A 13,592-nucleotide genomic window follows, 5' to 3' on the forward strand; every position below is an offset into this window, starting at 1 on the left:
TTTTTTGTGGATGATTAGCGCACCTGCAGTAAACAGTATAGGTACAATATTTTGCAAACTGCCTCCCCCGTCATCCCGGTGAGCACAATCCAGGCATGCTTGAAGAAGCGGTAAAGGAAGAAATACGCGAGGCCCTGCGCAATGTGGGGGAGAATGTATCGGGCTTTCGCAGCCGGTCGCAGCAGCGTCAGATGATCGCCGAAGTGGCCCGCACCCTGGCCGGCGACTGTGACGGGCGCCGCCTGCTGGCCATCGAGGGTCCCACGGGCACGGGCAAGAGCCTGGCCTATCTGCTGGCGGGTATCCCCGTGGCGCGTGCCGAGGGGCGCCAGCTCATCATCTCCACGGCGACGGTCGCGCTGCAGGAGCAGATCGTCGACCGCGATCTGCCGGCGCTGCAACGCAATTCCGGGCTGGATTTCACCTATGCACTGATCAAGGGGCGGCGGCGTTACGTCTGCACCCGCAACCTGGAGCAGCTGGTGGGCGGTGCGGCACAGGGGGAGATGGACCTGGGCAGCGCATCAGTAGGCCCGGCGCACTGGCCGCGTAAGCCCGAAGCCGGCGAGTTGGATGCGCTTCAGGCCCTCTACCAGGATCTGCTCGACGGCCGCTGGGATGGTGATCTGGACCGGCGGCCAGCCCCCGCCGCGGATCTACACGGCCCCATGACCACCGACCGGCATGGGTGCACCGGCCGCGGTTGCCCCCACGTCCGCGACTGCCCCTTCCACGTCGCACGCCGGGGCATGGAAGAGCAGGACGTACTGGTGGCCAACCACGACCTCGTGCTGGCGGACCTGGCCATGGGGGGCGGGGTGATTCTGCCGCCGCCGGAACAGGTCTTCTACGTATTTGACGAGGCGCACCATCTGGCAGCCCGGGCGACCGACGCCTTCCGGGCGGAGGCACCGCTCCAGGGCTCGGTCCAATGGCTGGAGAAGCTGCCGCGCCTGGCCGGGCAGGCCATCACGTTGTTGCCGGAGGACGCCGGCCGCCATCTGGAGGCGCTGGAGCGCTCCGTGAATGAGCTGTCGGCCATGCTGCATGAAATGCAGGGCATGATCCGCCGCGACTGGCGACAGAACAGCCGGGACGGCGTATGGCGCTTTCCCGCCGGTGAGTTGCCCGAGCCGATGGGCGACCTGGTGCCCGGGTTGCGCGATGCCAGTGCTGATGTGGAGAAGCATTTCGGGCGCATCGGTCAGGCCTTTGCCAAGGTCACCGCGGACGAGGGCGTCACTCCCGGTAGCGTGGCGGAACGCCTGGCGCCGGAGTTGGGCGAGGCGGCCTCCCGTGTCGAGCACCTGGCCGCCACCTGGCGGCTGGTCGCCCGCGAGCAGCCGCCGGAGGCGCCGCCGGTGGCCCGTTGGGTCACAGCCCTGGGCCACGGCCGACCGGATTACCTGGTCGCCGCCTCCCCGGTCTCCGCCGCCGCCATGCTGCGTGCCGGCCTCTGGTCGCGGGCCGCCGGGGCCGTGCTCACCTCCGCCACCCTCACGGCCCTGGGCCGCTTCGACCGGATGCGGTTGGCGTGCGGGCTGGAGGAGGACGACGGCACGCGCTACATCTCGCTGGCATCGCCCTTCGACTACCGCAACCGCGCGGTGCTGCACGTGCCGCGGATGGACTCCGACCCCCGAGACCCCGAGGGCCACACCGACGAACTGATCCGTGTCCTGCCCGGGCTGCTGGGGGCCGAACCCGGCGGCACCCTGGTGCTGTTTGCGTCCGCCCGGCAACTGGACGCCGTCTTCGAGGCTCTGCCGGCGGATTGCCAGGCGCGGGTACTGCGTCAGCGGGAGCAACCCCGCGCCGACCTGCTGGCCGCCCACGCCCGGGCGGTGGAGGCGGGCGGCGCATCGGTCATCTTCGGACTGGCCGGCTTTGCCGAGGGGGTGGACCTCCCCGGCGAGCTCTGTCGCCACGTGATCATCGCCAAGCTCCCCTTTGCGGTGCCCGACAGCCCAGTGGAGGCAACCCTGGCCGAGTGGCTGGAATCGCGGGGGCGCAACCCCTTTATGGACATCACCGTGCCGGACGCGGGCATGAAGCTGGTACAGGCCTGCGGGCGGCTGCTGCGCTCCGAGAGCGACAGCGGCCGGGTCACAGTGCTCGACCGCCGCCTGATCACCCACCGTTACGGCAAGGCGCTGCTGAGCGGCCTGCCCCCCTTCGGTCGGGAGATGGGCACCCCGCTCACAGCCCCGCCCCCTACCGGCACCGGTTAACCCCCATGCGCCCGGTGCGAGCCCGCGCCACGCTGCTACAGGACCTGGCAACCCTGCTGGAGAGCGGGCTCCCGGCGCGCGAGGCCGTGAATGCCTTGCGGCAGGCGCACCCGGCAAGCGAGCGCCCGCTGCGAAAAGTCGCCGCCGCGGCGGGGGCGGGGCGTGCGCTGTCCGGGGCGCTGGTTCGTGGCGGGATGCTCGCGCCCCATGAGCGCGCCTGGGTGGAGGCCCTGGAGGCGTGCGGCCGGGTCGATCTGGCGTTGCGCGAGTTGGGTGAGTGGGTCGTCCGGGATGAACGGGCCTGGGCCGCGGTGCGGGCGCGGCTGTTCTACCCGGCCGCGGTGTTTCTGCTCGTCCTGCTGCTGCGGCCCCTGCCGGCCCTGGCTGCCGGGCACATCGGGCCGGCCGGTTACCTGGTCGGAGTGGGGCAGCCCCTGGCCCTGGTGGGTGTGCTGGTGTTGTTGTTCGTCCGTGGCCGCCACGCCCTGATGCGGGTGCTGCGCCGGCTCCGTGCCGCGACCGGTGCGCTGCCGCTGACCAGCCGCTGGAAGCTCTACCGGCTGCTCTCCGTCCTGTTGTCGGCCGGCGTGCCGGCAGGCCGGGGCCTGGCCCATGCGGTACAGGTGGTGGAGGCGCCCTGGGACCGAGCATTGCGGCGCGCCAGTGCGGAGGTGAGCGCTGGCAGCCCCGTGGTGGCTGCACTGGACACGGCCGGGTGCCTGTCGGACCGGGCGGATCGCAGGCTACTGGAAGCGGCGGAACAGGGGGGGCGGCTGCCGGAGCTTTTCGCTCACCGGGCTCAGGCGCTGGATGAGCGCCTCTCCCTCCGCCGCGCGCTATGGCGCGAATGGCTGCCACGGCTCGCCTACGGCCTTGTGGTGGTCTGGTTGTTAATGGGCTTTGTTTGACATACCGCTGTCACTTGAACCCGGGCAGGTCGGGGTAAATACTGCCCGGGCGGAGATGGCCCGCAACGACAACGGGGACTGGGGATGATCGAGCATTTGCAGTTGGACACGATCCGCGGGACGAGCATCGCTGATCATATCGACGCCCTGGCGGCGTTGCGGATCCGTGTTTTCCGGGAGTACCCCTACCTGTACGAGGGCAGTGAGGCCTACGAGCGCCGTTACCTGCGCACCTACGTGGACTCGCCCGACAGCATCCTGGTCACGGTACACGACGGCGACCAACTGGTCGGTGCCACCACCGGCCTGCCGCTGCAGGACGAGACAGGAGAGGTCCGCAACCCCTTCGAGGCCTACGGCATGCCGGTAGACCGGATCTTCTACCTGGGGGAATCCATGTTGCTGCCCGAGTACCGGGGGCAGGGCCTGGGGGTTCGCTTTTTCGAGGAGCGGGAGCGCCATGCGCGGGCACTGGGCGGCTTCACGCATACTACTTTCTGCGCGGTGGGACGGCCTGAAGACCACCCCAGGCGCCCGCGCGATTACCAGCCCCTCGATGCGTTCTGGAACCGGCGGGGATACCGCCGGCATCCGGAACTGAGCACCGAGTTCACCTGGCCCGACCTGGGTGGTGACGGCACCGAAACGGCCAAGCCGATGGTGTTCTGGCTAAAGACGCTGGACTGAGCCGGAGCCGAGGGGCGGTTATTATTCCGCCCCAAGGTTGCTCTGCAGGCGCACCGGGCTGCCCGCGCGGTCAAAGACCGCGTAACCGGACAGGTCGGCACCGTGCTCCACCGCCTCGGCCATCTTTTTCAGGTAGGGCTCCGCCTCTTCGGAGCTGGGCAGGCGGCCCTCGGCCGACAGGCTGGAGACCAGGATCAGATCCCACGGCTGGCCGACCTTGTCCGCCTCTTCGGCCAGCACGTCCAGCCGGAGTTCCGGGGTCAGCTCCCGGTCGGTGGCCATCACCGGCACCAGGTGACCGCTCCCCTCGATGACTTTCTCGTCGGCACTGGGTCGCGTGTCATCGTCCGGCTCCGCGCGCAGCAGGACCATCAGGAGCCGCTGCGGGTTTTCCTGCTGGAGGCCGGCGGTCTTGAGGTCGTCAAAACTCTTGATCTGCATGGGGTTTTCAAGCTCCTATTGAATCAGGGGCGAATCCGAGGCATCCAGCTTGATGCCCTTGATGTCCGCCTCGCCGGCCAGCAATCGGATGTACTGGCTCATGGCGCGCTGGCGGGACACGGCCTCCAGGTATTCGGCGATCGGCGCCTGCACCGCCTCAAAGGGTAGCGCAGTGCCGGGTACGTGCTGCAACACCTCCACCACGTGAAAGCCGTAGCGGGTCTTGATCGGTTGCGGGGACAGCCCGACGGGCAGCCGCAGCACCGCGTCCTCGAACTCCGGCACCGTTTCGCCCTGGCTTACCTGCCCCAGCAGGCCGCCGCTGTCCGCCGAGGGACAGCGGGAGTGGGCCCGGGCGAGGTCGGCAAACGCCGATGGATCGGCCTGCAGTTGCTCGATGAGCTGTTCCGCTAGGGTCCGGGCCTGGTTGCGTTCCTCCAGGTCCTCGGGGTGTCCGGCGATCAGGATGTGCCGGACCTCGGCCAGGTCCGGGGTGCGGAACCGTTCCGGGTTCTGCTCGTACCAGCGGCGGCAGGTGGCCTCGTCGGCTTCGGGGATCTCCACCTCTTGCTCCAAGAGCTGGTCGATGACCGCATCCAGCCCGGTCTCATCCTCGGGTACTTCCAGACCCACCTCAGTGGCCCGCTGCCTGAGCAGCTCCCGGATGGTCAGGGCCAGTGCGGCCTGCTCCTGCGCCTCGCGCGGATCGGTATCGGCCAGCTTGTGGTAGGCGGATTCCACGTTGATGGCCTGGTCGCTGATGGCGACTCCGTTGACTTCTATGCTCATTGGCGTCTCCTAGGCGGGGGTGGGGCGCGGCGCGCCACCACCCCCCAGCGAGAAGGGCTCAGGACACGGCCCGGGCACGGACCACCTGGTAAGCGCGCCAGATATAGCCGTAGGGCACGCTCCAGATGTGAACCAGCCGGGTGAAGGGGAAGACCAGGAACATCAGCATGCCCAGGAACATGTGGATCTTGTAGATCCAGTGGATGTCGTAGATGGTCGCCGCCGCATCCGCCTGGAAGGTAACCAGACCCTGGGCCCAGGCGACGATCTTCAGCATCGTGCCGCCGTCCAGCGAGCCCATGGAGGCAGGGACGGTCAGCAGCCCGGTCACCAGTTGCAGCGCCAGCAGGATCAGGATGAACGAATCCATGGGGTAGCTGGTCTTGCGGACCCGCGGATCGGTCAGCCGCCGGTGCAGCAGGATGGCCACACCGACGAGGGTGATCAGGCCAAAGATGGTGCCGGCGACGATGGCCAGGATCTGCTTTCCGCCCGCGGTGAGGCCGACCGCGCTGTAAACGGCCTGGGGCGTGAGCAGCCCGAACAGGTGGCCGAAAAACAGGGCGATAATGCCGATATGGAACAGGTTGATCCCCAGGCGGAAACGATCACCGCCGGACATCAGCTGGGTGGTGTTGCTCTTCCAGGTGTACTGGCTCTTTTCAAAGCGCAGCAGACTCCCTATCAGGAACACCGTACCGGCGATGTAGGGGAACACCGCGAATGCTAAATCATGAAGGTAGGTGGCAAACATGGTGGTGACTCCTCAAGTTCAGGCACTCTTGCGGGGGATGGTCGACCAGGACACCGGTACGGCCTGCCCCTGATTGGTTTTGGCACCTCCGCAACCGCCCGCGGTCGGGCCGAAGGTTACGGGCTCCTCGGCCCAGACGCGGTCCAGTGCCTCTGCCGTGTCGTCGCGCTCCTCTTCCCCGAGTTGCCGCTGCATCTGTTCGTCGGCGGTCTCCAGGCCGGCGATGTCCAGTAGCGCCTTGAACAGCCACTGGTAATCGCTCTCCCGTTGTTCCAGCCGGCCGTGCAGCTTCTGCAGCAGGTACTGGGATTCCACCAGCCAGCCCAGCGCCGCCGGGCGGGTAAGGCGGGAGCAGAACTCCAGGAACAGGGGCACGTAGTCCGGCAACTCCTTGCTGTCGATGACCAGGCCCTGCTCCTCGTAGAAGCCGATCAGGTCCACCATCGCCTGACCCCGGTCCCGGGACTCGCCGTGCACATGCTCGAACAGGTACAGCGACAGGGCCCGGCCCCGGTCGAACTGGGCGGTGTACTCCGCCTGCAGCTCGAGCAGGTCCGTGGCGGCCATCCGGCGCACCAGGGCGGTCAGGCCCCGGCGCGTCTCCATGTCGATGGCCTCGTCGGCGGCGAACAGCGCCTCAAGGTCCTCCGCGTGCGTCTGGATGACGGCCGAGGGGTAGTCGAGTAGCAGTGAGATCGCCTTCAGCGTCTTCATGAGACGTCCTCCTTGCTGCTCTCCGGCTTCTTGAACTCCACCCGCTGGGGATAGGCCCGCCGGCTGGCGCGACGCCCGCCGAAGATGTCGGTCTTGGTGGCGCCATTGCTGGCGGCATTGCAACCGTCACCGAAGCTGAAGCCGCAGCCGGCCCGTTCGCCGTAGGCATCCTCGGCGGCCATCTCCTTGTTGGCCCCGGGGATGTCGAATCGGTCCTCGTAGTTGGCGATGGCCATGATCTGGTACATGTCCTCGACCATCGCCTCGTCCATACCCACCTGCTTCAGGACCTCGTGGTCCGGCTCGCCGTCCACGGTCTGGCTGCGCTTGAAGCGGCGCATGGCGAGCATGCGCTCCAGCGCCTTGATGACCGGGCGCTCGTCGCCGGCGGTGAGCATGTTGGCCAGGTACTTGACCGGGATCCGCAGCGAGCCCACGTCAGGGATCAGCCCCTCGTTGTCGATGGCGCCGGAGTCGGCCGCCGACTGGATCGGCGAGAGCGGCGGCACGTACCAGACCATCGGCAGTGTCCGGTACTCCGGGTGCAGCGGGAACGCCACTTTCCAGTCCATGGCCATCTTGTAGACCGGGGAACGCTGGGCCGCCTCCAGCCAGGCCTGCGGGATGCCGGCCTTCTTCGCCTCGGCAATCACCTCCGGGTCGTGCGGGTCCAGGAATACCGACATCTGCTGCTCGTAGAGGTCCTGCTCCGAGCCGGTGGCAGCGGCTTCGGCAATGCGGTCCGCGTCGTAGAGGATGACCCCCAGGTAGCGGATACGGCCGACACAGGTCTCCGAGCACACCGTTGGCTGACCCACCTCGATGCGGGGGAAGCAGAAGGTGCACTTCTCCGATTTGCCGCTCTGCCAGTTGTAGTAGATCTTCTTGTAGGGGCAGCCACTGATGCACATGCGCCAGCCGCGGCACTTGTCCTGGTCGATCAGGACGATGCCGTCCTCCTCCCGCTTGTAGATCGCGCCGGAGGGGCAGGAGGCCACGCAGGTGGGGTTGAGGCAGTGCTCGCACAGCCTCGGCAGGTACATCATGAAGGTGTTCTCGAACTGCCCGTAGATCTCCTTCTGCACCTTGGCGAAGTTATAGTCCTGCGAGCGTTTCTCGAACTCCCCACCCAGGATCTCCTCCCAGTTGGGCCCCCATTCGATCTTGTCCATGGGGTAACCGGTCAGGGCGGAGAAGGGCTTGGCCACCGGCTGGTACTTCGATGGCGCCGCGTTCTGCAGCCGCTGGTAGTCGAAGTTGAACGGCTCGTAGTAGTCGTCGATGGACGGCAGATCGGGGTTGTAGAAGATGTTGGCCAGGATCCGCCACTTGCTGCCCGCCTTGGGCTGCAGGCGGCCGCTCTTCAGCGTCCAGCCGCCGTTCCAGCGGTCCTGGTTCTCCCAGTCCTTCGGATACCCCACGCCGGGTTTGGTCTCCACGTTGTTGAACCACGCGTACTCCATGCCCTCGCGGGAGGTCCATACGTTTTTGCAGGTCACCGAGCACGTGTGGCACCCGATGCACTTGTCCAAGTTCAGGACCTTGCCAATTTGCGCCCGGACTCTCATGCCTGTTCCTCCGCCTGATAGATGCTTTCGTCGTCACCGTCGAGCCAGTCGACCCGGTCCATCTTGCGCACGACCACGAACTCGTCGCGGTTGGAGCCGACGGTGCCGTAGTAGTTGAAGCCGTAGCTGAGCTGCGCGTAGCCCCCGATCATGTGGGTCGGCTTGATGACCGCGCGGGTGACCGAGTTGTGGATGCCGCCGCGCTGGCCGGTGATCTCGGACCCGGGGGTGTTCACGATCTTCTCCTGGGCGTGGTACATCATCACCATGCCCTCGCGGACACGCTGACTGACCACGGCACGGGCGACCAGCGAGCCGTTGCTGTTGAAGCACTCGATCCAGTCGTTGTCCTTGATGCCGACCTTCTTGGCGTCGATCTCGCTGATCCAGACACAGGGCCCGCCGCGAGACAGCGTGAGCATCAGCAGGTTGTCGGTGTAGGTGCTGTGGATGCCCCACTTCTGGTGCGGGGTGATCCAGTTCAGCGCGATCTCCTCGTGGCCGTTGCCGCGCACGCCCTGCACCGTCTGCGTGGTCCGCATGTTCACCGGCGGCCGGTAGCAGACGAACCCTTCGCCGAAGGCGCGCATCCAGGGGTGGTCCTGGTAGAGCTGCTGACGTCCGGTCAGCGTCCGCCAGGGGATCTGCTCGTGGACGTTGGTGTAGCCGGCGTTGTAGGAGACATGCTCCGACTCCAGACCCGACCAGGTGGGCGAGGAGATGATCTTGCGTGGCTGGGCGGCAATGTCGCGGAAGCGGATCTTGTCCTCCTCCCGCGGCAGCGCCAGGTGGGTGTGGTCAAGCCCGGTCTGCTTGGACAGGGCGGCCCACGCCTTCACCGCCACTTCGCCGTTGGTCTCCGGCGCCAGGCTCATGATGGTCTCGGCCGCATCAATCGCGGTCTCGATCTTCGGCAGGCCCTTGTTGGCGGCACCCTCCTGCAGGTGCTTGCCGTTGAGCTTGCCCAGCAGTTCCACCTCGTGCTCGGTGTTCCAGGCGATGCCCTTGCCGCCGTTGCCGATGTCGGTCATCAGCGGGCCGAGGGCGGTGAACCGGGCGTAGACGTTGGGGTAATCCCGCTCCACGGGGACCAGGTTGGGCATGGTCTTGCCCGGGATGGGGTCGCACTCGCCCTTGTACCACTCCTTCACCTCCAGCGGCTGGGCCAGCTCTGCCGGGCTGTCGTGTAGCAGCGGCAGGGTGACGAGATCGGTCTCCTTGCCCAGGTGGCCCTCCACCAGTTGCGAGAAGGTCTTGGCCAGCCCCTTGTAGATATCCCAGTCGGACCGGGACTCCCAGCAGGGGTTGACCGCCTCGCAGAGCGGGTGGATGAACGGGTGCATGTCCGAGGTGTTGAGGTCGTTCTTCTCGTACCAGGTCGCGGTGGGCAGCACCACGTCCGAGTAGAGGCAGGTGGTGGACATGCGGAAGTCCAGGGTGGTGAGCAGGTCGAGCTTGCCGCGGGCCTCCTCTTCGCGCCAGACCACCTCCAGCGGTTTCTCGCCCCCTTCCTCACCCAGGTCCTTGCCCTGCACGCCGTGGTGGGTGCCCAGCAGGTGCTTGAGGAAGTACTCGTGGCCCTTGCCGCTGGCCCCGAGCAGGTTGGAGCGCCAGACGAACAGGTTGCGCGGGAAGTTGGCCGGGTTGTCCGGGTCTTCGCAGGCCATGCGGAGCCGGCCGCTCTTCAACTGCTCGACCACGAAGTCCTTCGGGTCCTTGCCCGCTGCCTTGGCATCGCGGACGACCTGCAGCGGGTTGGCGCCCAGCTGCGGGGCAGAGGGCAGCCAGCCCATGCGCTCGGAACGGACGTTGAAGTCGATCAGGCTGCCCTGGAAGTCCTCCTTGTTGGCGAGCGGCGAGAGCATGTCCGCCACGTTCAGCTTCTCGTAGCGCCACTGGTCGGTGTGGGCGTAGAAGAACGAGGTGGAGTTCATGTGACGGGGCGGGCGGGCCCAGTCCAGCGCGAAGGCCAGCGGCTGCCAGCCGGTCTGCGGGCGGAGCTTCTCCTGGCCCACGTAGTGCGCCCAGCCACCACCGCTCTGCCCGATGCAGCCGCAGAACACCAGCATGTTGATGATGGTGCGGTAGTTCATGTCCATGTGGTACCAGTGGTTCAGACCGGCACCGAGGATGATCATGGATCGGCCGTGGGTCTTGTCGGCGTTCTGGGCAAACCGCCGGGCCACCTTGATCACCTTCTTGCGATCCACGCCGGTGATCTGCTCCTGCCAGGCGGGGGTATAGGGCTTGTTGTCGTCGTAGCTGGTGGGCGTGTTCTCGCACTCCAGGCCGCGGTCCACGCCGTAGTGGGCGGTGATCAGGTCGAAGACCGATGCGGCCAGCACCTCCTCGCCATCGGCCAGCTTGATCTTGCGAACGGGCACCTTGCGATAGATGACCTCGTCCTGGGGGTTGCTGGTGAACCGGCCCAGTTCGTGTTCCAGCCCGCCGAAGTAGGGGAAGCCGACCTGTGCGACCTCATCGTGCTTCTGCAGGTTGGACAGGCGCAGCTCGGTCTCCTTGCCGCCCGCGGCCTTCTCCTCCAGGTTCCAGCGGCCGTCCTCGCCCCAGCGGAAGCCGATGGAGCCGTGGGGAACCACCAGCGAGTCGCTCTTTTCGTCCCAGGCGACGGTCTTCCACTCGGGGTTGTTGTCCTGCTCCAGCGCCTTGTCGAAGTCGGAGGCGCGCAGGAAGCGGCCGGCCTGGTAGCCCTTGTCGGTCTTGTCCAGGCGGACCAGGCAGGGCATGTCGGTGTAGCGGCGGGCGTAGTCGCGGAAGTAGTCGCTGGGGTTGTCCACGTGGAATTCCTTGAGAATCACGTGGCCCAGCGCCATGCCCAGCGCGGAGTCGGTGCCCTGTTGCGGGTTCAGCCACATGTCACCGAACTTGGACGCCTCGGAGTAGTCCGGGCAGACGGTGACGATTTCGGTGCCCTTGTAGCGCACCTCGGTCATGAAGTGGGCGTCCGGCGTCCGGGTCTGCGGCACGTTGGAGCCCCACATCATGATGAAGCCGGAGTTGTACCAGTCGGCCGACTCGGGCACGTCGGTCTGCTCGCCCCAGGTTTGCGGAGAGCTGGGGGGCAGGTCGCAGTACCAGTCGTAGAAGCTCATGCAGGTGCCGCCCAGCAGCGACATGTAGCGTGAGCCCGCGGCGTAGCTGACCATGGACATGGCCGGGATGGGCGAGAAGCCGATGATCCGGTCGGGGCCATGCTCCTTGATGGTGTGGATGTTGGCCGAGGCGATGAGCTCGTTTACCTCGTCCCAGTCGGTCCGCACCATGTCGCCCAGGCCACGGCGGCTTTTGTAGAGCGCGGCCTTCTCCTCGTCGCCCACGATGGAGGCCCAGGCGTCTACCGGGTCCTGATGCTCCTTGCGGGCCTCGCGCCACATCCGCAGCAGCGTGCCGCGCACCATCGGGTACTTCAGCCGGTTGGCGCTGTAGATGTACCAGGAGTAGCTGGCGCCGCGGGCGCAGCCCCGGGGCTCGTGGTTGGGCATGTCCGGCCGGGTGCGCGGGTAGTCGGTCTGCTGGGTCTCCCAGGTGACCAGCCCGTTCTTGACGTAGATCTTCCAGCTGCAGGAGCCGGTGCAGTTCACCCCGTGGGTGGAGCGCACCACCTTGTCGTGCTGCCAGCGGCTGCGGTAGGCGTCCTCCCAGCGGCGGGGCTCGTCGGTGACGATGCCGTGGCCGTCCGAGAACTCATCCTGCACCCTCTTGAAGAAGGTCAGTTTGTCGAGAAAGAAACTCATGGTGTGGTCTCCTCGCTAAATCGAATCATCGATTCGCTGTTTTTCCAGGCACCCACCCCGCGGGTGGGTGCCGGTCATTGCACGCAATGGCAAGGGGTCAGGGGTTTTTGATGTAGGCGTTCTTCCGCAGGTAGAACCACCAGTTGATGACCAGGCAGAGGGCGTAGAACACGGCGAAGCCGTACATGGCGAGTTCCGGCGTGCCGGCCTCGATCTGCTCGCCCATCACACGGGGGGCCACGAAGGCGCCGTAGGCGGCCACCGCGGAGGTCCAGCCCAGCACCGGCCCCTTCTGGTGCTGGTCGAAGACCACGCCCACGGTGCGGAAGGTGGAGCCATTGCCGATGCCGCTGGCGGCAAAGAGCACGATGAACAGCAGCAGGAAGGGCCAGAACCAGGTGTTCGGGTCGGGGGAGTTGTAGGCCATCATCATGACCCAGCCGGCGGCTGCAGAGGCGATCACCATTACCACCGAGATCGCCTGGGTCACGATGGAGCCGCCCACCTTGTCAGACAGCCAGCCACCCAGGGGCCGGATCAGCGCCCCCACGAAGGGCCCCATCCAGGCGTAGGTCAGGGCGCTGGGGGCATCCGGGTTGTCCACCCGCGTGGTTGAGCCGTCGGCCGCCGTCTCCATCATGGAGCCGAAAATGACCTCGATGGACAGGGGCAGCGCGGCGGAGAACCCGATGAAGGAGCCGAAGGTCAAGATGTACAGCACCGTCATCGACCAGGTGTGCTTGTTCTGGAAGATGGCGAACTGCTTCTTGATGTTCGGGCGGATCTGCTCCCCCGGCATCAGGCGCATCAGGCCAAGGGTGATGACAATCACCAACGGCAGGGCAACCCACATGTTCAGCACGCCCAGGCCCACGGGGCGGGGCAGGAAGAGATACAGGCCGATGGCGGCAGCCACGAATGCCACCCCGTACAGGGCGAGGATCTTGCCGAAGGCCTCGAAGGCGCTGCCGGGGTTCGGCGAGATGGTGCGCAGGTTGTTCATCCCGAACCAGCTGGCGAAAGCCAGCGGGATAAGCGCTACCAGCCAGAGCAGGCCGGCATTCTGGATGTAGGTCTCGGTGCCCGCCTCGATGCGCCCGATCAGTGTGCCGCTGGCGCGCTCCAGGACCATCGGGTCACCGCCCAGCGCGCCGAAAATCCCCACGGTCATCGCCACCGGGATCAGGATCTGCATGGTGGTGACGCCGAAGTTGCCGAGCCCGGCGTTAAGGCCCAGGGCCAGGCCCTGTTTACGCTTGGGGAAGAAGGTGCTGATATTGCTCATTGAGCAGGCGAAATTGCCGCCGCCGATCCCCGACAGGAAGGCCATCAGCTGGAAGACCCAGAGCGGCGTCTCCTGTGACTGCAGCGCCAGGCCGGTGCCCAGGGCCGGGATCATCAGCAGCGACGTGGTCAGGAAGATCGTGTATCGCCCGCCGGAGATGCGGATCATGAACGAGGCGGGGATGCGAAGAGTAGCGCCGGTCAGGCCCGCGATAGCGGCCAGGGTGAAGAGTTGGGTATCCTCGAACGGAAAGCCGAGGTTACGCATCTGGACCGTGATCATCCCCCACATCATCCAGATGATGAAGCCCATCAACAGGCTGGGAATGGAGATCCAGAGGTTCCGGTTGGCCACGCGCTTGCCGTAGCTTTCCCACTGCTCCTGGTCTTCCGGGTCCCATTTCTCGATGTCTTTGTTCGCGGCCACTATGACCTCCTATCGCAAACGACCTTGCTTTGAG

General features: G+C 66.4%; 10 protein-coding genes. 3 read left to right on the plus strand and 7 right to left on the minus strand.

Going from position 1 to position 13,592, the window contains the following annotated elements; genetic code table 11:
• Positions 1-95 precede the first annotated feature (95 nt).
• The 3 genes from dinG (at position 96) to DFR31_RS09245 (ending at position 3,826) form a co-directional block, all read left to right on the plus strand.
• The gene (gene dinG, locus DFR31_RS09235) at positions 96-2,231 is read left to right on the plus strand and encodes an ATP-dependent DNA helicase DinG (RefSeq protein WP_121442392.1); all 2,136 of its coding nucleotides are present in this window, start codon (positions 96-98) and stop codon (positions 2,229-2,231) included.
• A 5-nt stretch (positions 2,232-2,236) separates the two neighbouring features.
• Positions 2,237-3,139, plus strand: coding sequence for a type II secretion system F family protein (locus DFR31_RS09240; protein WP_121442393.1), 903 nt, complete (start codon positions 2,237-2,239; stop codon positions 3,137-3,139).
• Between the two features lie 84 nt (positions 3,140-3,223).
• The gene (locus DFR31_RS09245) at positions 3,224-3,826 is read left to right on the plus strand and encodes a GNAT family N-acetyltransferase (protein ID WP_121442394.1); all 603 of its coding nucleotides are present in this window, start codon (positions 3,224-3,226) and stop codon (positions 3,824-3,826) included.
• Between the two features lie 21 nt (positions 3,827-3,847).
• Here the strand turns inward: DFR31_RS09245 and DFR31_RS09250 are convergent, their stop codons facing one another.
• The 7 genes from DFR31_RS09250 to DFR31_RS09280 form a co-directional block, all read right to left on the minus strand.
• Positions 3,848-4,267, minus strand: coding sequence for a hypothetical protein (locus DFR31_RS09250; RefSeq protein ID WP_121442395.1), 420 nt, complete (start codon positions 4,265-4,267; stop codon positions 3,848-3,850).
• 15 nt (positions 4,268-4,282) lie between these two features.
• Positions 4,283-5,056, minus strand: a complete 774-nt coding sequence (locus DFR31_RS09255; RefSeq protein ID WP_121442396.1) for a peptidylprolyl isomerase — start codon at positions 5,054-5,056, stop codon at positions 4,283-4,285.
• 58 nt (positions 5,057-5,114) lie between these two features.
• Positions 5,115-5,810 carry a respiratory nitrate reductase subunit gamma gene (gene narI / locus DFR31_RS09260; protein WP_121442397.1) on the minus strand — a complete coding sequence of 232 codons (696 nt, stop codon included), beginning with the start codon at positions 5,808-5,810 and terminating at the stop codon, positions 5,115-5,117.
• 18 nt (positions 5,811-5,828) lie between these two features.
• Positions 5,829-6,524, minus strand: coding sequence for a nitrate reductase molybdenum cofactor assembly chaperone (narJ, locus tag DFR31_RS09265; protein WP_121442398.1), 696 nt, complete (start codon positions 6,522-6,524; stop codon positions 5,829-5,831).
• Entirely contained in the window at positions 6,521-8,092 is a 1,572-nt protein-coding gene (narH, locus tag DFR31_RS09270; protein WP_121442399.1) for a nitrate reductase subunit beta, read from the minus strand. Before narH ends, narJ begins: the two co-directional genes overlap by 4 nt.
• Entirely contained in the window at positions 8,089-11,847 is a 3,759-nt protein-coding gene (locus DFR31_RS09275; RefSeq protein ID WP_121442400.1) for a nitrate reductase subunit alpha, read from the minus strand. Before DFR31_RS09275 ends, narH begins: the two co-directional genes overlap by 4 nt.
• Before the next feature lie 97 nt (positions 11,848-11,944).
• Complete coding sequence (locus tag DFR31_RS09280) at positions 11,945-13,558, minus strand: MFS transporter (RefSeq protein WP_245971143.1); 1,614 nt, start codon at positions 13,556-13,558, stop codon at positions 11,945-11,947.
• Positions 13,559-13,592: the final 34 nt, after the last annotated feature.

Origin of the sequence: Alkalispirillum mobile (assembly GCF_003664325.1) — a bacterium.
In the GTDB taxonomy this organism is placed as follows: Bacteria; Pseudomonadota; Gammaproteobacteria; order Nitrococcales; family Halorhodospiraceae; genus Alkalilimnicola; species Alkalilimnicola mobilis.